The sequence below is a fragment of the Streptomyces sp. NPDC052701 genome (assembly GCF_040678355.1).
GTDB lineage: Bacteria > Actinomycetota > Actinomycetes > Streptomycetales > Streptomycetaceae > Streptomyces.
In genome coordinates this window covers 73,994-91,498 of sequence record NZ_JBFATO010000014.1, presented here as the reverse complement: position 1 = coordinate 91,498, position 17,505 = coordinate 73,994, and the positions used below count along the sequence as shown (strand labels likewise).

Annotated in this window: 17 protein-coding genes, 3 tRNA genes and 1 pseudogene; 8 read left to right on the top strand and 13 right to left on the bottom strand. The window is 73.4% G+C overall.

Annotation, left to right across the window (positions count from 1 at the left end):
* Window positions 1-86 precede the first annotated feature (86 nt).
* The gene (locus AB0L29_RS18125; protein ID WP_365828238.1) at window positions 87-704 is read right to left on the bottom strand and encodes a helix-turn-helix domain-containing protein; all 618 of its coding nucleotides are present in this window, start codon (window positions 702-704) and stop codon (window positions 87-89) included.
* A 105-nt stretch (window positions 705-809) separates the two neighbouring features.
* On the opposite strand from AB0L29_RS18125, the gene AB0L29_RS18120 reads away from it, so the two are divergent.
* Window positions 810-1,442, top strand: a complete 633-nt coding sequence (locus AB0L29_RS18120) for an NAD(P)-binding oxidoreductase (protein WP_365828236.1) — start codon at window positions 810-812, stop codon at window positions 1,440-1,442.
* A 45-nt stretch (window positions 1,443-1,487) separates the two neighbouring features.
* On the opposite strand, the gene AB0L29_RS18115 is transcribed toward AB0L29_RS18120, so the two are convergent.
* The 8 genes from AB0L29_RS18115 to AB0L29_RS18080 all read right to left on the bottom strand — a co-directional run bounded on the left by AB0L29_RS18115 (window position 1,488) and on the right by AB0L29_RS18080 (window position 6,690).
* On the bottom strand, window positions 1,488-2,543 hold the full coding sequence (locus tag AB0L29_RS18115) for a UDP-N-acetylmuramate dehydrogenase (protein WP_365828234.1): 1,056 nt from the start codon (window positions 2,541-2,543) through the stop codon (window positions 1,488-1,490).
* 488 nt (window positions 2,544-3,031) lie between these two features.
* Complete coding sequence (locus AB0L29_RS18110; RefSeq protein ID WP_365828232.1) at window positions 3,032-4,465, bottom strand: MFS transporter; 1,434 nt, start codon at window positions 4,463-4,465, stop codon at window positions 3,032-3,034.
* Between the two features lie 82 nt (window positions 4,466-4,547).
* Window positions 4,548-5,117 (bottom strand): helix-turn-helix domain-containing protein, encoded by a 570-nt coding sequence (locus AB0L29_RS18105; protein ID WP_365828230.1) that lies wholly within the window; start codon window positions 5,115-5,117, stop codon window positions 4,548-4,550.
* A gap of 108 nt (window positions 5,118-5,225) precedes the next feature.
* Complete coding sequence (locus AB0L29_RS18100; protein WP_365828392.1) at window positions 5,226-5,654, bottom strand: MaoC family dehydratase; 429 nt, start codon at window positions 5,652-5,654, stop codon at window positions 5,226-5,228.
* Window positions 5,655-5,662: 8 nt separating this feature from the next.
* The gene (locus AB0L29_RS18095; protein WP_365828228.1) at window positions 5,663-6,115 is read right to left on the bottom strand and encodes a MaoC family dehydratase N-terminal domain-containing protein; all 453 of its coding nucleotides are present in this window, start codon (window positions 6,113-6,115) and stop codon (window positions 5,663-5,665) included.
* 131 nt (window positions 6,116-6,246) lie between these two features.
* The gene (rpmG, locus tag AB0L29_RS18090) at window positions 6,247-6,411 is read right to left on the bottom strand and encodes a 50S ribosomal protein L33 (RefSeq protein ID WP_003948671.1); all 165 of its coding nucleotides are present in this window, start codon (window positions 6,409-6,411) and stop codon (window positions 6,247-6,249) included.
* An 88-nt stretch (window positions 6,412-6,499) separates the two neighbouring features.
* Window positions 6,500-6,572, bottom strand: a tRNA-Met gene (locus AB0L29_RS18085).
* Window positions 6,573-6,617: 45 nt separating this feature from the next.
* Window positions 6,618-6,690: transfer RNA gene (locus AB0L29_RS18080), tRNA-Thr, on the bottom strand.
* A gap of 257 nt (window positions 6,691-6,947) precedes the next feature.
* Between AB0L29_RS18080 and AB0L29_RS18075 the strand changes: the two genes are divergently transcribed.
* Both AB0L29_RS18075 and AB0L29_RS18070 read left to right on the top strand, forming a co-directional pair.
* Window positions 6,948-8,198, top strand: a complete 1,251-nt coding sequence (locus AB0L29_RS18075) for an amidohydrolase family protein (RefSeq protein WP_365828226.1) — start codon at window positions 6,948-6,950, stop codon at window positions 8,196-8,198.
* 81 nt (window positions 8,199-8,279) lie between these two features.
* Window positions 8,280-8,936 (top strand): NAD(P)H-binding protein, encoded by a 657-nt coding sequence (locus tag AB0L29_RS18070; RefSeq protein WP_365828224.1) that lies wholly within the window; start codon window positions 8,280-8,282, stop codon window positions 8,934-8,936.
* Window positions 8,937-8,955: 19 nt separating this feature from the next.
* On the opposite strand, the gene AB0L29_RS18065 is transcribed toward AB0L29_RS18070, so the two are convergent.
* Window positions 8,956-9,168 (bottom strand): hypothetical protein, encoded by a 213-nt coding sequence (locus tag AB0L29_RS18065; RefSeq protein WP_365828222.1) that lies wholly within the window; start codon window positions 9,166-9,168, stop codon window positions 8,956-8,958.
* 239 nt (window positions 9,169-9,407) lie between these two features.
* Here AB0L29_RS18065 and AB0L29_RS18060 point away from each other — a divergent pair, with 239 nt between their 5' ends.
* From AB0L29_RS18060 to AB0L29_RS18050, 3 genes and pseudogenes are all read left to right on the top strand, one after another.
* On the top strand, window positions 9,408-10,940 hold the full coding sequence (locus AB0L29_RS18060) for an MFS transporter (RefSeq protein ID WP_365828220.1): 1,533 nt from the start codon (window positions 9,408-9,410) through the stop codon (window positions 10,938-10,940).
* Window positions 10,941-11,530: 590 nt separating this feature from the next.
* A pseudogene (locus tag AB0L29_RS18055) lies at window positions 11,531-11,715 on the top strand (DNA methylase); the annotation flags it as partial.
* 26 nt (window positions 11,716-11,741) lie between these two features.
* The gene (locus tag AB0L29_RS18050) at window positions 11,742-13,106 is read left to right on the top strand and encodes a site-specific integrase (protein WP_365828218.1); all 1,365 of its coding nucleotides are present in this window, start codon (window positions 11,742-11,744) and stop codon (window positions 13,104-13,106) included.
* A gap of 102 nt (window positions 13,107-13,208) precedes the next feature.
* On the opposite strand, the gene AB0L29_RS18045 is transcribed toward AB0L29_RS18050, so the two are convergent.
* Window positions 13,209-13,290, bottom strand: a tRNA-Tyr gene (locus AB0L29_RS18045).
* Between the two features lie 234 nt (window positions 13,291-13,524).
* Here AB0L29_RS18045 and AB0L29_RS18040 point away from each other — a divergent pair.
* Together AB0L29_RS18040 and AB0L29_RS18035 are read left to right on the top strand one after the other, a co-directional pair.
* Entirely contained in the window at window positions 13,525-14,013 is a 489-nt protein-coding gene (locus AB0L29_RS18040) for a YajQ family cyclic di-GMP-binding protein (protein WP_166001462.1), read from the top strand.
* Window positions 14,014-14,181: 168 nt separating this feature from the next.
* Window positions 14,182-15,429, top strand: coding sequence for an APC family permease (locus tag AB0L29_RS18035; RefSeq protein ID WP_365828216.1), 1,248 nt, complete (start codon window positions 14,182-14,184; stop codon window positions 15,427-15,429).
* Window positions 15,430-16,182: 753 nt separating this feature from the next.
* On the opposite strand, the gene AB0L29_RS18030 is transcribed toward AB0L29_RS18035, so the two are convergent.
* Both AB0L29_RS18030 and htpX read right to left on the bottom strand, forming a co-directional pair.
* On the bottom strand, window positions 16,183-16,578 hold the full coding sequence (locus AB0L29_RS18030) for a YccF domain-containing protein (protein WP_365828214.1): 396 nt from the start codon (window positions 16,576-16,578) through the stop codon (window positions 16,183-16,185).
* A complete protein-coding gene (htpX, locus tag AB0L29_RS18025) occupies window positions 16,575-17,435 on the bottom strand; it encodes a zinc metalloprotease HtpX (RefSeq protein WP_365828212.1) in 861 nt (286 codons plus the stop codon). The genes AB0L29_RS18030 and htpX overlap by 4 nt, the downstream gene beginning before the upstream one ends.
* Between the last annotated feature and the right edge of the window lie 70 nt (window positions 17,436-17,505).

Sequence of the window (17,505 nt, the reverse complement as noted above, 5' to 3'; positions counted from 1 at the left end):
GAACCGGACGGTGGTCTGCCGGGTTCCGGGCCGCAGCCGCCGGAGCCTCGGCCGCGCGCGGGAACCCCACACAGCGGGGTCCGCGGTCACGCCGGGGTGTCGGCGACGGAGATTCCGCTCAGCAGGGTGCGGGCGAGGCGCCGGGCGAAGTCGTCCACGTCGGGGCGTCCGCCGGGGCTCGCCTCGTAGGCGAAGGCCCGCTGCGCGCACGCGCCCAGCAGGAGGGAGGCCGCCGCGAAGGTGTCCGCGTCGGCGCTGACGCGGCCCGCGGCCTGTTCGGCCCGCAGGTACCCGGCGAGGTCCTCGATCGGCAGGTGCGGGCCCTTGCCCAGCCGGCGCATCGCGTCGTCGTGCCGCTGCCTGAGCTGGGTCTGCGCGTACAGCGAGGCCGCGATCGGGAAGCTCTGCTCGTAGAACAGGGCCGCCCGGCGGGCGATCTCGGTGAGGTTGTCCACCAGCGTTCCCCGCCCGGGCTCGGCGGTCAGGCCGTGCAGCAGCGGTGCCAGCTGCGGCAGCCGTTCGGTCAGGACGCGGATGAACAGCTCCTCCTTGCTCACGAAGTGCTTGTACAGCGCGGCCTCGGAGCACCCGGCGGCCCGGGCGATCTCCTTGGTGGTGGCGCGGGCGAGCCCCACGGTGAGCATCAGGTGGTGCGCGGCGTCCAGGACGCGTTCCCGGGCCGGCTTGAGGGCCGGTGACTGCATGGCTGCTCCAACCGGGCTTGACGGGTGAGTGAATGCTTACTCACTCTAGGGGAGACCAGGGTGAGTGAGTACTCACCCACTGGTGGGAGCAAGGGGGAGTACGTCATGAGGTTCACGGTCTTCGGTGCCACGGGAGGCATCGGGCAGGAGATCGTCCGGCAGGCACTGCAGGCCGGGCACCAGGTCACCGCGGTCGTACGGGATCCCGCGCGGCTGTCCGTCACCGGCCGGGGCCTGGAGGTGGTCCGGGCCGACCTGGCCGACCCGGAGACGGTGCGCCCGGCGGTGGCCGGACGGGACGCGGTGCTCTCCGGGCTCGGCGCCCGCAGCCGCCGGGACGCCGGGGTCGCGGCCCGGCTGACCCGCACGGTGCTGGACGCGATGGAGGCGGAGGGGACACGGCGGCTGCTGGTGGTGAGCGCCGCGCCGGTGGGGCCGGAACCGCGGGAGGACGGGCCCTTCGACCGTGCCGTGCGGGGCATCGTCTCCGCGGTCCTCAAGGACATCTACGCGGATCTGCGGGAGATGGAGGCCGGCATCGCCCGCAGTGCCACGGACTGGACGGTGGTACGGCCGCCGCGGCTGCGGAACAAGCCGGTCAGCGGGGCCTACCGGAGGGTCGTCGGCGGGTTCCCCGCCAAGGGCCGCTTCATCGGGCGCGCCGACGTGGCACACGCCATGCTGGCGATGGTCGGCGACCCGGCCACCGTGAAGCAGGGCGTGGGAGTGGCCTACTGAACCGGGCGTGGCCCGAAGGGCGCGCCCGGGCCCTGACGACAGGGGCTAAAGGCTGACCCCGACCGTCACCGGCTCGTTGACCAGCGTGATGCCGAAGGCGTCGCGGACGCCGGCGACGACCTCGCGGGCCAGGGCGAGCAGGTCCTCCGTGGTCGCCCCGCCCCGGTTGGTGAGCGCGAGCGTGTGCTTGGTGGAGATGCGGGCGGGCCCGTCGCCGTAGCCCTTGGGGAAGCCGGCCCTGTCGATCAGCCAGGCCGCGGAGGTCTTGGTGCGGCCCTCCCCCGCCGGGTAGGCGGGCGGCTCCGCGCCGTCGCCGAGCCGCTCGCGCACGCGCGCGCGGAAGGCGGCGAATTCGGCGTCCGTGAGGATCGGGTTGGTGAAGAAGGACCCGGCCGACCAGGTGTCGTGGTCCTCGGGGTCCAGGACCATGCCCTTCCCGGCGCGCAGTTTCAGGACCGTGTCGCGGGCGTCCGCGAGGGGCACCCGGTCGCCGGGTTCGACGCCGAGGGCGCGGGCGGTCTCGGCGTACCTCAGGGGGCCCGACAGGCCGCCGGCGTCCTCCAGTTCGAAGCGGACGCGCAGGACGACGTACCGCTCGGGGTCGGCCTTGAAGCGGCTGTGGCGGTAGGAGAAGGCGCACTCCTCGTTGGCCAGGGCGACCGTCCGCCGGGTGGTGCGGTCGTAGGCGATCACCTCGGTGATCGTGGAGGAGACCTCCTGGCCGTACGCGCCGACGTTCTGGATGGGGGTGGCGCCCGCCGAGCCGGGGATGCCGGCCAGGCACTCGACGCCGGCCAGGCCCGCCTCGACGGTGCGGGCGACGGCGTCGGTCCACACCTCGCCCGCGGCCAGCTCCAGCCGGGTGCCGTCGAGGGAGAAGCCCTCGGTGGCGATGACGAGCGCGGTGCCCGCGAAGCCCTGGTCGCCGATGACCAGGTTGGAACCGCCGCCGATGACCAGCAGCGGCGTGCCGGTGTCGTCGGCCTCGCGCACGACGGCGATCACCTCGTCGTCGGTGGTCGCGGTGACCAGGCGGGTGGCGGGACCGCCCAGCCGGAAGGTGGTCAGCGGGGCGAGGGGGGCGTCGTGGAGTTCCTGCACGCGCCCAAGACTACGAGACGGCGCCGGCGGGCCGGCACGCGCGCGTCCGGTCCCGCCGCCGGTGGCGGGACCGGACGCGCGCGTGCTCACACCGGGCGGCGCGGCGTCCCGGCCCGGCCGGGCGGGAGCTCGTCGCTCCTCGCCGTCCGGGTGGCGGGCTCCGCGTCCGGCGTCTGCGGGGCGGGGCTCCGCGAGGCCGGTGCGCGAGGGCCGGAGCGGGCGAAGGCGCGCAGCGCCTCGGACGACTCCCGGGCGGACGGGGTCCGGAGGGTCCGCCGCAGGGGTCCGGCCGTCAGCGTGGCCCGGCAGGCGCCGGGGGCCCGGGCCGCCTGCCGCCCCGCGCGCGGTGTCCGCAGGAGGAACCGCGGGGCTCCCACCGGGTGCGGGTCTCGAAGCGGGAGGCGAGGACGTGCGCCTCGGTGTCGCGCGCGGGGGTGTCCGGCGCGGTCCGCAGGAGAGGGGGCACGACTGCTCCTTCGGGTGTGGTGTCAGGGGGTGGCCGTCTCGAGGACGGGAGCGGACGTGTCCGGGGTCGCGGGCCGCGCGGGACGCCGCCCCGGGATCAGCAGGGCCGCGACCGCCGCCAGGCCGACCACCGCGGAACCCGTCACCAGCGCGGGCCGCAGGCCGTCGACGAAGGCCTGGCCGGACTCGTATCCGCCCCGGGCCGCGAAGATCGACGCCATGACGGCGATGCCGAGCGCGCCGCCCACCTCGCGCAGGGCGTTGTTGGCGCCGGAGGCGATGCCCTGCTCCTGGGGGCGGACGCTGGACATGACCAGGTGGGACGCCGGGGCGAAGAACAGGGCCATGCCGACGCCGCTGACGACCAGGGCGGGCAGCTGGGCGGCGTAGGAGGCGTCGGCCGTGGCCACGACGGCCATGTAGCCGAGCCCGGCGGCCTGCAGGAAGAGACCGGCGGCGACGACCGGGCGTCCGCCGACGCGGTCGGAGAGGATGCCGGCGATCGGCGCGACGAGCATCGGCATGCCGGTCCAGGGCAGCATCCGCAGGCCCGCCTCGGTGGGCGAGTAGCCGAGCACGCCCTGCATGTACTGGCTGAGCAGGAAGATCGAGCCGAACATGCCGAGGAACATCAGCAGGCTCGCGGCGTTGATGCCGGCGAAGGCGCGGGAGCGGAACAGCCGCATCGGCAGCATGGGGTGCGCGGCCCGCGCGCTGTACAGGACGAACCCGGCGAGCAGCGCGGAGCCGGCGAACAGGCCGGTCAGGACCGTGACGCCGGTCCATCCGTCGACGGGGCCGCGGACCAGGCCGTAGACGATCCCGAAGAGGCCGCCGCTGGCCAGCAGGGTGCCGGGGACGTCGAGCCGGGCCCCGCTGCCGTACGACTCGGCGAGGCGCAGGCGGGCGAGCGGCAGCAGGGCCAGACCGAGCGGAACGTTCAGCCAGAAGATCCACTGCCAGGAGACGTGCTCGGTGAGACTGCCGCCGACCAGCGGACCGGAGGCCACGGCGAGTCCGTTGACGGCCCCCCAGACGCCGTACGCCATGCCTCGCTTGGCGGCCGGCACGGCGGCCGTCAGCAGGGTCAGCGTCAGCGGCATCATCACCGCCGCTCCGGCGCCCTGGACCGCGCGGGCGGCGATCAGGGAGTCGATGCCGGGTGCCAGGGCCGCGGCGGCGGAGGCGCCGGTGAAGACGGTGAGGCCGGCGAGGAAGAGCCGGCGGCGGCCGAAGCGGTCGCCGAGGGCCGCGCCGGTCATCAGCAGGACGGCGAAGGTGAGCGTGTAGGCGCTCACGGTCCATTCCAGGTCGTGCAGACCCCCGCCCAGGTCCTCGCGGATGGACGGCAGCGCGGTGGTGACGACGAGGTTGTCGAGGGCCGCCATGAAACCGGCGACGCTGGTGAGGGCGAGGGCCCAGACGGCTCCCCCGCGACGTGCGGTCTGCTCCGACATCGTTCCCCCGGAATCCATGATTAGTTATCAATGACTAACTTTCGCGGTCACGAAGAGGCGGACGGGTCCGCCCTTCGTGCGCCTAGTGCTCCAGCCGGCCCTTGCTCCGCGCCGAGGGGTAGAGCCCCTCCCACACCCGGTGCTCGGGCGGGAACCCCATGGCCACCAGGCAGTTGACGAGCATTCCGTACGCCAGGAAGGTCGTCGTCTCGTCGACGTCGGCGCCCAGCGGCAGGTGGACGGTGTCCCACAGCCGCATCCAGCCGGCCCGCACCGTCTCCCCGATCTCGCGGTCGCCCTCCTGTTCGGCGGCCGCCGCGGCGGCGTACATCTGCATCTGCATCAGCAGCCGCTCGGGCTGTTCGGCGATGAGCTCGGTGTAGGCGTTCGCCATGGCGTGCAGGGCCGCTTCGCCCTCCAGCCCTTCCGAGGCCTCCCTGAACGTGCGGACGGTCTCCTCGGCGCAGCGCTCCGCCGCCGCCAGGAAGATCGCCTTCTTGCCCGGGAAGAGCCGGAAGAGGTACGGCTGCGAGACGCCGACCCGCTTGGCGATCGCCTCGGTCGACGTGCCGTGATAGCCCCCGCGGGCGAACTCGGCCGTCGCCGCGCGGATGACGCTCTCCCGCCTGTCTTCTGCACTCATCCTGACCACGGAAGAAAGTTAGTGCTCAATCACTAACCGGGTCAAGGAGCCGACGGACCGCGGGGGGCGTCCGCGGTCGCGGACGCCCCCCGTCCTTCGGACTGCGCGCGGGTGCGCTCAGGCCAGCCGCACGACCGCCCGCGCCATCCCCAGCACCTTCTGTCCGGCGCTGGTCGCCGTCAGGTCCACGCGGACCGTGTTGCCGTCGAGCTTGGCGGCGACCTTGCCGCCGACCTCGATGACGGCGCCCCGGTCGTCGTCGGGGACGACGACGGGCCTGGTGAAGCGGACGCCGTACTCGACGACCGCGCCGGGGTCGCCGGCCCAGTCGGTGACCACGCGGATCGCCTCGGCCATGGTGAACATGCCGTGCGCGATGACGTCCGGCAGCCCGACCTCCCGGGCGAACCTCTCGTTCCAGTGGATCGGGTTGAAGTCCCCGGAGGCACCCGCGTACTGGACGAGGGTGGCGCGGGTCACGGGGAACGTCTGCGCGGGCAGCTCGGTGCCGACCTCGACGTCGGTGTACGCGATCTTCGCCGTCATGGTGGTGCTCACGCCTCCTCGGCCGCGCGGGCCACGAGCTTGGTCCAGGCGGTCACGACGTGCTCACCGGCCTCGTCGTGCACCTCGCCGCGGATGTCCAGGACGTCGTTGCCCGCCAGGGACTTGATCGACTCGATGGTCGAGGTGACCGTGAGCCGGTCGCCGGCGCGCACCGGGCGGTGGTAGGCGAACTTCTGGTCGCCGTGCACCACGCGGCTGTAGTCGAGGCCGAGCTGCGGATCCCGGATGACCTCACCCGCCGCCTTGAAGGTGATCGCGAAGACGAAGGTCGGCGGCGCGATCACGTCGGGGTGGCCGAGCGCCTTGGCGGCCTCCACGTCCGTGTAGGCCGGATGGGCGTCCCCGACCGCCTCGGCGAACTCACGGATCTTCTCCCGCCCCACCTCGTAGGGCTCGGTGGGCGGATAGGTCCGCCCCACGAAGGACTGGTCGAGCGCCATGGCCCGGCACCTCCTGGTGTCTGCTGTGGATGACCTGGGACCGCCGGCCGGCACCCAGAGGTGACCGGCGGACCGAAACGCCGCGAGGCCGCCCCCGGCAATACGGGGACGGCCTCGCGAACGAGCCTGTTTTATCGCGTCTCGCGGTGCGCGGTGTGCGCGTTGCAACGCGGGCAGTGCTTCTTCATCTCAAGACGGTCCGGGTTGTTACGCCGGTTCTTCTTGGTGATGTAGTTCCGCTCCTTGCACTCCACGCAGGCCAGCGTGATCTTCGGGCGGACGTCGGTGGCAGCCACGTGAGTGCTCCTTGACGAACGGGTGGACTGATTTAACGCAAGAAGAGTAGCCGATCGAAGGACCGACCCCGCAATCGGCTACTGAGAGTAGCGGTGACCGGACTTGAACCGGTGACACAGCGATTATGAGCCGCTTGCTCTACCGACTGAGCTACACCGCTTTGATGCGGCCGGGCCCCGCCTCGCGGCGGGAACCGTCACACCAGAGCCCCAAAACGGAATCGAACCGTTGACCTTCTCCTTACCATGGAGACGCTCTGCCGACTGAGCTATTGGGGCGAGCGATGAAGACATTACACGCTCGGCGGCCGTTCGCCCAAATCCGTTTCCCGGCCCCCGCCGCGGCCCGCCGCGCGGCCCCCGCCGCGGCCCGCCGCGCGGCCCTCCCGCCGGCCCTGCGGGCCCGCGGCGGAGCGGCGGACCACACCGGTACGACTATTGCGCTCCTCCCCGCGACGACCAGGTGGCCGTCCTAGGCTCGACTCACTCTGCGTGATCTTGCGTCCTCCGCGCGCGTCCCGAGCCCCTGGAGCACGATGCCCGACAGCCGGCCGCAGCCACCGCCGCCCTCGCCGTCCCCGTCGGGTGCCGCGGACCCGGCCCCGCTGCTGCTGTGCGGGGCGCGGCTGACCGACGGCCGGGCCGTGGACGTACGGCTGTGCGGCGGGCGCATCGAGGCGGTCGGCACGGCCGGGAGCCTCGCGGCGGGCGGCGCGCACGCGCGCGTGGACCTCGGCGGCTACCTGCTCCTGCCGGCCCCCGTCGAGCCGCACGTCCACGCCGACACGGCCCTGTCGGCCGACGCGGACGGCCCGGTCTCCGACGATCCGCGGGACGTCCAGCGCCGGGCGACGCAGGCCGCGCTGCTCCAGCTCGGGCACGGGGCGACCGCGCTGCGGGCGCACGTGCGCGTGGGCGGCGTCCAGGGGCTGGGCGCGCTGGCGGCCGTCCTGCGGGCGCGGCGCGCGCTGCGCGGGCTGGTGGAGCTGACGGCGGTGGCGGTGCCCCGGGTGCTGACCGGGACGGCCGGGGCGGACGGGCTCGCGGTGCTGCGCGACGCGCTGAAGATGGGCGCCTCGGCGGTGGGCGGCTGCCCGGACCTCGACCCCGACCCGGCGGGCCACGCGGAGCGGGTCCTCGAGATCGCCTCCGAGTACGGCTGCCCCGTCGACCTGCACACCGACGCCGCCGATCCCGCGCGTCTGTCCCGGCTGGCGGCGATGGCGGGCGGACTGCGCCCCGGGGTGGCGCTGAGCCCGTGCGGCGCCCTCGGCCGGCTGCCCCGCGAGGTGGCCTCCCGGACCGCGGACCGGCTCGCGGCGGCCGGGGTGACGGTGGTGTGCCTGCCGCAGGGGGGCTGCGAGGGCTCCGACCGGCGGGGCACGGCCCCGGTGCGGCTGCTGCGGGCGGCCGGGGTGCGGGTGACCGCCGGGAGCGGCGCGCTGCGGGACGTGTCGAACCCCGTGGGCCGCGGGGATCCGCTGGAGGCGGCGTACCTGCTGGCCTCGCGCCACGGCCTGCCGCCCGAGGACGCCTACGACGCCGTGAGCGCGTCGGCGCGGGCGGCGCTGGGACTGCCCGAGGTGCGGGTGGAGGCGGGTTTCCCCGCCGAGTTGCTGGCGGTGCGCGGGGACCGGCTGGCGGGGGCGCTGTCGCTGGGGTACAGCCGGATCGTGGTGCACGCCGGGCGCGTGGTGGCACGGACCAGCGCGGTACGGGAGTACCGGAGTCCGGCGGCGTCGGCGGAGCCGCCCCTGCCGCGGCAGGGGCGCGGACAGCCGTTGTGACGCCGGCGCGGGGCGTGCCGCGGGAGGGGGCGGACCGAGGCCGTGCGGCGGACGCGGGCGGGCGGGCGTACGGTCGGAGGCATGCGCATTGTCATCGCTGGTGGTCATGGTCGGATCGCGTTGCGGCTGGAGCGGTTGCTCGCGGCGCGCGGGGACGAGGTCGCGGGGATCGTCCGCAAGGCGGAACATGCCGACGATCTGCGGCAGGCGGGCGCCGAACCGGTCGTGCTGGACCTGGAGTCGGCGTCCGTGGAGGAGGTCGCGGAGCGGCTGCGGGGCGCCGACGCGGCGCTGTTCGCCGCGGGCGCGGGCCCGGGCAGCGGGGCGGGCCGCAAGGAGACGGTGGACAAGGCCGCGGCGGTCCTGTTCGCGGACGCGGCGGTCCGCGCGGGCGTACGCCGTTTCGTGATCGTGTCGTCCATGGGTGCCGACCCGGCCCACCGGGGCGACGAGGTCTTCGACGTGTACCTGCGCGCCAAGGGCGAGGCGGACGCCTACGTGCGCGGCCTCGACGCGCTGGACTGGACGATCCTGCGCCCGGGCCGGCTGACGGACGACGCCGGCACCGGCCTGGTGCGCCTGGAGGCCCACACGGGCCGCGGTCCGGTCCCGCGCGACGACGTGGCCGCCGTCCTGGCGGAGTTGCTGGACACGCCCGCGACGGCCGGGCTGACGCTGGAGCTGATCAGCGGGCCGGCGCCGGTGTCGGTGGCGGTCAAGTCGGTGGCGGGGAACTGAGCGGTCCCTGGCGGACGCCTCAGAACAGCGGCAGTTGGCCGGGGAACTCCGGTACGGCGTAGCCGTCCAGCGACGGCTGCTCGGCGCCGGGCCGGGCCTGGCGGCGGGAGCCGGGGCACGAGGTGAGTTCGCCGCTGCCCCGCGCGCCGGGCGGGTCGTGGCGTGCGTAGCGCCCGGCCACGACGGCGATCTCGCGGCGGCACTCGGGGCAGGGTCTGCGGCGGGAGGACATGGGATCAGTGTGCCCGGACGGGTGCCGGCACGGCGGGGACGAGGCCGGTGTGCCCGGGTGGGTGCCGGCGCGGCGGGGACGCGGGCGGGTGCCGGCGCGGCGGGGCGGGTGGTGCGGGCCCGGCCCCTCCCCGTTCCTTCGGGCGGGCGACCGCGGGATCCGAGTATGTTTGCTTAAGTCAATCAATAGGGATTAGCGTGTGCGGGTCGTTCCGTCCCCACCCCTACGGAGGCCCGACCATGCCCCCTGCCCCTGCCCGCCCCGCCGACGACACGGGGCGCGCGGCGCCGCGCGCCAACGCCGTCGTGGCGGTCCTGGCCTTCGGCGGGATCGTGGTCTCACTGATGCAGACCCTGGTGATCCCGATCGTCCCGGAACTCCCCCGGCTGCTGCACTCCTCGCCGTCCGACACCGCCTGGGCCGTCACCGCCACGCTGCTCGCCGCCGCCGTCGCCACCCCGATGACCGGACGGCTCGGCGACATGTACGGCAAGCGCCGGATGCTCCTGATCAGCCTGGTCATGCTGGTGGCCGGCTCGGTCACCGCCGCGCTCAGCGACTCGCTGACCCCGATGATCGTCGGGCGGGCGCTGCAGGGCCTGGCGTCCGGCGTGATCCCGCTCGGCATCAGCATCATGAGGGACGAGCTGCCCGCCGAACGGCTCGGCTCCGCCACCGCGCTGATGAGCGCCTCGCTCGGCGTCGGCGGCGCCCTCGGCCTGCCCGCCGCCGCGCTCATCGCGGACAACCTCGACTGGCACGCGCTGTTCTGGGCCTCGGCCGGCATGGGCGTCCTCGCCCTCGTCCTGGTGCCGGTGATCGTGCCGGAGTCGCGGGTGCGCACCGGCGGACGCTTCGACCTGGTCGGCGGCGCCGGTCTGGCCACCGGGCTGGTGTGCCTGCTGCTGGCGATCTCCAAGGGCGCCGACTGGGGCTGGTCCAGCGGCACGACCCTCGGCCTGTTCGCGACGACCGCCGCCGTCGTGCCGGTGTGGGGCTGGTGGGAACTGCGCGTGAAGGAACCGCTGGTCGACCTGCGCACCACCGCGCGCCGCCAGGTGCTGGTCACCAACCTCGCCTCCATCGCGCTCGGGTTCGCGATGTTCGCGATGTCCCTGGTCCTCCCGCAGCTCCTGCAGCTGCCCGAGGCGACCGGCTACGGTCTCGGCAGGTCGCTGCTGGCCGCCGGCCTGGTCATGGCCCCGTCCGGCCTGGTGATGATGGCCACGGCGCCGGTCTCCGCCGCCCTCTCCCACGCCCGGGGGCCGAAGATCACGTTGATGACCGGCGCCCTGATCGTGGCCGCCGGGTACGGCCTGAACATCGTGCTGATGTCCGAGGTCTGGCACCTCGTCCTGGTCTCCTGCGTCATCGGATCCGGTATCGGCTTCACCTACGGCGCCATGCCGGCGCTCATCATGGGCGCGGTGCCGGCCTCGGAGACCGGCGCGGCCAACAGCCTCAACACGCTGATGCGGTCGATCGGCACGTCGACGGCGAGTGCGGTGGCCGGGGTGATCCTGGCCCAGATGACGACCCGGTTCGGGCAGACGGCCCTGCCGTCGGAGAACGGGTTCAAGGCCGTCCTCGCCAGCGGCGCGGGCGCCGCGCTGCTCGCCTTCGCGGTCGCCGCGTTCATCCCCCGGCAGCGGGCGGCCGGGGCGGCGGAGCGGGCCGTGCGGGAGGACTCCGTGCCGGCCGGGGCGGGTGCCCAGGACGTGCCCGTGGGGTCGGACGGCAGGGAGGCGGCGGACGGGGTGGCGGAGCGGTAGGCGCTGGACACGCGGGGTGCGGTCCCTCAGGCGGCCGTGGCCGCGCCCTGCCACGGCCGTGAGCCGCACCCCGGCCACAGGGGGAACACCACGGTCAACATCCGCAAGGCCACGTTCAAGCGCAGCCACTTTCACGGCCGACGCTCACCGGTTACGGCGTTGCCTCCGTCGGAGGTCCGGGGGCGGCCAGAACTCCCGCGTCACCACCCAGCCCACGGCAAGTCCGACGGCCAACGAGAGCGCGCTACCCCACGACTTACCAGTCAGGACGTGCGCGAGCACTGCGCAGCACCCGTAGACAGCCAAAGCAACAACGAATCTCCGCAGCCGTAATCCCCAACGCAATCGAGCCGATCGGGGCTCAACGCCGCCGCTCTGTCTCTCCTCCGCCATGCACGACCGGCTACCCCGGAGGGCCATGCATGCGCGGAACGTGCTGCACCACCTAGCCATGTCAAGGGCGGCCCCCGTCTCGCCAAAGTCCGGGGCCGCCCTCGCCCAACCAGTCCACTACAGACCTATTGGAGGTCTCCAGCAGGGCCGACTCCACCACCGTCCGGCGAGTACCGGGCACGTTCCGGCCCTTACGGGTGCTGGACGCCTACTACTCATCGGCGGCGCCGCGCACGGCTACCGGCGGCTCGGCTGGCACGTGACCGGCGTCGACATCCAGGCGCAGCCGGACTACTGCGGTGACGTCTTCCACCAGGGCGACGCCATCGAGTTCATCCGCGCGCACGGCCACGAATCCGACTTCATCCACGCCTCTCCCCCGAACCGGGCTCCGGGTCCTCCGCGGAATTGCGCCGGAAGACGGGCGACACCCCGCACTCCCAGACGTTCCGCGCCAAGACCCTGGCGGAGGGCCGGCGCGCTCAGTTGCTGCGGGCGGCGCACGACGGAGAGCTGTTCGACGAGGCCACCGGGGTGCCGCTCTCCGAGCTGCGGCAGCGCAACGGCGTGAGCTGGTACCAGCACGTCCGCGAGTACATCGAGATGAAGTGGCAGCACTCCCCCGGCTCGACACGCCGGACGCTCGCGGAAGCGAGGGCCACCGTCACGCCCGCCCTCGTCAAGGGCACCAAGGGCACCAAGGGCATGGTCGACGCCAGGACGGTACGGACGGCCCTCCACAGCTGGGCATTCAACGTGAGCCGCCGCGACCTGGAACCGTCGGACGAGGTGGCCGCCGTGCTGGCGTGGTTCGAGCGGAAGTCCCCGCCCACGTCCTCGTTGGCCGACCGGATGCGCGTGCGCGCCGCTCTGGACGCCCTGACCAAGAAACTGGACGGCACCACGGCGTCCGCGTCGACCATCCGCCGGAAGCGGGCCATCTTCCACAACGCACTCGGCTATGCCGTCGACGCCGGCCGTCTGACGGACAACCCCCTGCAGCAGGTTCAGTGGAAGGCTCCGGAGCAGGTGGCCGAGGAGCTGGACCCCGTTTCAGTGCCCGATCCCCGACAGGCGCTCGCACTGCTCGACGCCGTGCGGACACAGAGCACCCGCGGGCGCCGCCTGGTCGCGTTCTTCGGGTGCATGTACCACGCGGCGGCACGGCCGGCGGAAGTCATCGGCCTGCGCCTGCAGGACTGCGACCTGCCCCGCCGAGGGTGGGGAACTCTGCGGCTCCGGGAGACCCGTCCGCGGTCGGGATCGGCCTGGACGAACAGCGGCGAAGCCCACGACCGGCGGGGCCTGAGACACCGGCCCCGGAAGGCGGCCCGTACCGTGCCGATCCCGCCCGACCTCGTGAACCTGCTGCGGTGGCACATCACGGCGTACGGCGTCGCACCGGACGGGCGGCTGTTCCGGACGCAGCGCGGCGGGCTCATCCGGGACACCGGATACGGCGAGGTGTGGGCGGAAGCTCGCGCACGTGCCCTCACGCCCGCGCAGTGCGCGTCACCGCCGGCCAAGCGGCCATGTGATCTACGTCACGCCGTCGTATCCACATGGTCCAGCTCCGGTGGGGAGCCACAGGAGGTGGCCGCTCGTGCCGGCCATAGCGTGGCCGTGCTGTTCCGGGTGTACGCGAAGTGTCTGGACGGCGCCGCCACAGCGAACGCCCGAATCGAGCGGGCACCGAAGACCGGCAGCCAGGAGGGCTGGAAAGCTGCCCCACGCCTGCCCCACACGGACTGGTCAACACCCGAATCAGAGTGAGACACACCAGGAAAAAGCATCCATAACGATTAGGCCGGGCCCGTGAACGCCAAAAAGGCCTGCGATCAGCATTGCTGCTGGTCACAGACCCTTTCGGTCTTGTGGCGGCGCCAGGATTCGAACCTGGGAAGGCTGAGCCGGCAGATTTACAGTCTGCTCCCTTTGGCCGCTCGGGCACACCGCCGGGGTTGCTGCCGTTCGGACCGCCTTTCGGCGGTGCTCCGTGGCAACGACGTAAACAATACCCGATGGGGAGGGGTGCTTCGCCACCCGATTGATCGGCGCCCGGGGGGCGGGGGGTGGCTAGGCTTGTCCGGATGCGGCCCGGGAACCTGCCGGACTCGGCGGCCGCCCGCGTACACCGGTACGCGCCCGGAACGCACCCCGATTCGCACCCTGATACAAGGAGCCACAGGACATGGCCGACTCCAGTTTCGACATCGTCTCGAAGGTCGAGCGGCAGGAGGTCGACAACGCCCTCAACCAGGCCGCCAAGGAGATCTCGCAGCGCTACGACTTCAAGGGCGTGGGCGCCTCGATCTCATGGTCCGGTGACAAGATCCTCATGGAGGCGAACTCCGAGGACCGGGTGAAGGCTGTCCTCGACGTCTTCCAGTCCAAGCTGATCAAGCGCGGCATCTCGCTCAAGGCCCTGGACGCGGGCGAGCCGCAGCTCTCCGGCAAGGAGTACAAGATCTTCGCGTCGATCCAGGAGGGCATCTCCCAGGAGAACGCGAAGAAGGTGGCGAAGATCATCCGCGATGAGGGCCCGAAGGGCGTGAAGGCCCAGGTGCAGGGCGACGAGCTGCGGGTCAGCTCCAAGAGCCGCGACGACCTGCAGGCCGTCATCGCGCTGCTGAAGGGCAAGGACTTCGACTTCGCGCTGCAGTTCGTGAACTACCGGTAGGCCCGCGTCGCGGGTTCGCGCGGAAGGGCGGGCACCTGGTGGTGCCCGCCCTTCTCGCCTGCCGCGCACTGCGGACGGGCCGTGCTCGTCCCGCGCGTTCGCGCCGGCCCGATGAAGGGGGCGAGCCGGGTCCGCCCGGCGGTTGCGGCGATCAGTAGGGTGCGGCCCATGACGTCTTCCGGCTCCGAGCTGCGGCGCACCCTCGGCGTGGGCGACGCCGTGGTCGTCGGCCTCGGCTCGATGGTGGGAGCCGGGATCTTCGCCGCCCTGGCGCCGGCGGCGCGCGCGGCCGGGTCCGGGCTGCTGCCCGGGCTCGCGGTCGCCGCCGTGGTCGCCTACTGCAACGCCGCGTCGTCGGCGCGCCTGGCCGCCCTGTATCCGGCCTCGGGCGGTACGTACGTGTACGGACGTGAGCGGCTCGGGGAGTTCTGGGGTTACCTCGCGGGCTGGTCGTTCGTGGTCGGGAAGACGGCTTCCTGTGCGGCGATGGCGCTCACCGTGGGGGCGTACGTCCGGCCGGACCAGGCGCACGCCGTGGCGGTCGCGGCGGTGGTGGCGCTGACCGCGGCGAACTACGGCGGTGTCCGGAAGTCCGCGTGGCTGACGCGGGCGATCGTGGCGGTGGTCCTGGCGGTCCTCGCTTCCGTGGTGGTCGTGTGCCTGGGGTCCGGCGAGGCCGGCGCCGGGCGGCTGGACCTCGGGGCCCCGGACGGCGCGGGCCTCCTGCAGGCGGCCGGTCTGCTGTTCTTCGCCTTCGCCGGGTACGCCCGTATCGCGACCCTCGGGGAGGAGGTGCGGGATCCGGCGCGCACCATCCCGCGGGCGATCCCGCTGGCTCTGGGGATCGCGCTGGCGGTGTACGCGTGCGTGGCGGTGGCCGTCCTCTCGGTGCTGGGGCCGGACGGGCTCGGTGAGGCGACCGCGCCGCTGGCCGACGCGGTGCGGGCGGCCGGGGTGCCCGGGCTGGCGCCGGTGGTGCGGGCGGGCGCCGCCGTGGCCGCGCTGGGCTCCCTGCTCGCCCTGATCCTGGGCGTCTCGCGGACGACGCTGGCCATGGCCAAGGACCGGCATCTGCCGGGCGCGCTGGCCGTCGTGCATCCGCGTTTCCGGGTTCCGCACCGGGCGGAGCTGGCCGTGGGCGCGGCGGTCGCGGTCCTGGCCGCCACGGTGGACGTCCGGGGCGCGATCGGTTTCTCCTCCTTCGGTGTGCTGGCGTACTACGCGGTGGCCAACGCCTCGGCCTGGACGCTGGATTCGGCCCCGGTGGCACGTGTGGTGCCGGCGGTGGGGCTCGTCGGGTGCGTGGTGCTGGCGTTCTCGCTGCCGGGTGTGTCGGTGGTCGTGGGAGCGGGCGTGCTGGCGGTGGGCGCGGCGGCGTACGGGGCGCGGCGGTGGGCGGCCGGACGGAGGACCTAGGGTCTGTCGTCGGACTCCCGTCGTCCGCCCGGAGGGCGGGCCCCGCGGCGTCGGGTGCGTGCTCTCGGCGTGCCGGGCGCGGGCCCTCGTACTGGACGTACTCGGGTCTGCGCCCGGTGCGGCGAGAGTGCGTGCAGGGCGTCGCGGGGCAGGCGGGAGTTCGACGACAGGCCCTAGCGGGCAGTGCGCAGGGGCGGGGGCTTCGTGCCCTCCTGACACAGGGGCGTGTCCGCCGTACGCGCCGAGCACGTGTGCCGGGCGTTGTCCGTGTGGACGCGCGTGCGCGTCCGGCGCAGGGGCGCGTGCCGTACGGGGGTCAGTTCGTCGGCGCGGGTGCCGGGTGTCCGCTCAGGCCGGTCCGGATCGGTGTCTTCGCCCCTTCGGCCCTTCTGTCGTAGCAGCCGCGGGCTGATCGGCCGGCGGGGTGCGGAGCAGGGGCGACCGGCCGTGCTCGGGGCCGAATCGGCCGTCCGCTGTCCGCGGGTGGAGGTCGGCGAGCGGCGGGGGCGGGCAAGAGGCCCGGGGCGTCCCGGGCGCGGGCCGGAGTGGCCACGTCGAGGGGATCGGGAGGGGAAGTCCGGCTCCGGGGGCGGGTGTTGCGGGCCTCGGCCGCCGTCCGGGGCGGCACCTGCTCGGTCTCGGTCATGGGGCCATCCTGCAGGGCGCCACCGGGCGTCGGGCGGGCCTGTGGACAACCCGGCGGTTGTGGACGACGGCCCGGTCCACGGGCTCCGGGACGGGCCCGGCCCGGTGTCACCGGTACTGGGTGAACGGCTGGTCCGTGCGCACGATCTCGCGGCCCAGCGGGAGCAGCGAGACCGGGATCAGCTTGAAGTTGGCGATGCCGAGCGGGATGCCGATGACCGTGACGCACAGGGCGATCCCGGTGACGATGTGGCCGAGTGCCAGCCACCAGCCCGCGAGGACCAGCCACAGGACGTTGCCGACGCAGGACGGCGCGCCCGCGTCACGGCGCTCCACCGTGGTGTGCCCGAAGGGCCACAGGGCGTAGACGCCGATGCGGAAGGCCGCGACGCCGAAGGGGATGCCGATGATCGTGACGCAGAGCAGCACACCCGCGAGCAGGTAGGCGAGGAACAGCCAGAAGCCGCTGAGGACGAGCCATATGACGTTCAGGACGGTCTTCACTGATGACCTGCCATCTTCTCGAGCCGGGCGATGCGGTCCGCCATCGGCGGGTGGGTGGAGAACATCCTCGACAGGCCCTGCCCCGGTCGGAACGGGTTCGCGATCATCAGGTGGCCGGCCGTCTCCAGGCGGGGTTCGGGCGGCAGCGGGAGCTGCTTGGTGCCCGTCTCGAGCTTGCGCAGGGCGCTGGCGAGGGCGAGCGGGTCGCCGGTGAGCTGGGCGCCGGAGGCGTCGGCCTCGTACTCCCGGGAACGGCTGATGGCCAGTTGGATGAGGCCGGCGGCGAGCGGGCCCAGGATCATGATCAGCAGCATGCCGAGCAGGCCGGGGCCGTCGTCGTCCTCGGAGCGGCCGATGGGGATCAGCCAGGCGAAGTTGACCAGGAACATGATCACGGAGGCGAGGGCGCCGGCGACGGACGAGATGAGGATGTCGCGGTTGTAGACGTGGCTGAGCTCGTGGCCGATGACACCGCGCAGCTCGCGCTCGTCCAGCAGGCGCAGGATGCCGTCGGTGCAGCACACGGCGGCGTTGCGCGGGTTGCGGCCGGTGGCGAAGGCGTTGGGCGCGTCCGTCGGCGAGATGTACAGGCGGGGCATCGGCTGGCGGGCCTGGGTGGAGAGCTCGCGGACCATGCGGTACAGGCCGGGCGCCTCGAACTCGCTCACCGGGCGGGCGCGCATCGCGCGCAGCGCCAGTTTGTCGCTGTTCCAGTACGCGTACGCGTTCGTGCCCAGTGCGACCAGGACGGCGACGACGAGTCCCATGCGGCCGAAGAAGCTGCCGATGGCGATGATGAGGGCGGACAGTCCCCCGAGGAGTACTGCGGTCCTGAGCCCGTTGTGCCGGCGGTGCACGGTACGCCCTCCAAGTGTGCGGCAGGGGAACCCTTGCTTGCTGTCGCGGTGTCCACCGGTGTCGCGGTGT

Coding starts and splice junctions, on each gene's coding strand:
- AB0L29_RS18035 (WP_365828216.1), top strand. CDS start 14,182: ATGACGTCTTCCGGCTCCGAGCTGCGGCGCACCCTCGGCGTGGGCGAC.
- AB0L29_RS18065 (WP_365828222.1), bottom strand. CDS start 9,168: ATGTCCTCCCGCCGCAGACCCTGCCCCGAGTGCCGCCGCGAGATCGCC.
- AB0L29_RS18125 (WP_365828238.1), bottom strand. CDS start 704: ATGCAGTCACCGGCCCTCAAGCCGGCCCGGGAACGCGTCCTGGACGCC.
- AB0L29_RS18120 (WP_365828236.1), top strand. CDS start 810: ATGAGGTTCACGGTCTTCGGTGCCACGGGAGGCATCGGGCAGGAGATC.
- AB0L29_RS18110 (WP_365828232.1), bottom strand. CDS start 4,465: ATGTCGGAGCAGACCGCACGTCGCGGGGGAGCCGTCTGGGCCCTCGCC.
- AB0L29_RS18095 (WP_365828228.1), bottom strand. CDS start 6,115: ATGGCGCTCGACCAGTCCTTCGTGGGGCGGACCTATCCGCCCACCGAG.
- AB0L29_RS18070 (WP_365828224.1), top strand. CDS start 8,280: ATGCGCATTGTCATCGCTGGTGGTCATGGTCGGATCGCGTTGCGGCTG.
- AB0L29_RS18075 (WP_365828226.1), top strand. CDS start 6,948: ATGCCCGACAGCCGGCCGCAGCCACCGCCGCCCTCGCCGTCCCCGTCG.
- AB0L29_RS18100 (WP_365828392.1), bottom strand. CDS start 5,654: ATGACGGCGAAGATCGCGTACACCGACGTCGAGGTCGGCACCGAGCTG.
- AB0L29_RS18060 (WP_365828220.1), top strand. CDS start 9,408: ATGCCCCCTGCCCCTGCCCGCCCCGCCGACGACACGGGGCGCGCGGCG.
- AB0L29_RS18040 (WP_166001462.1), top strand. CDS start 13,525: ATGGCCGACTCCAGTTTCGACATCGTCTCGAAGGTCGAGCGGCAGGAG.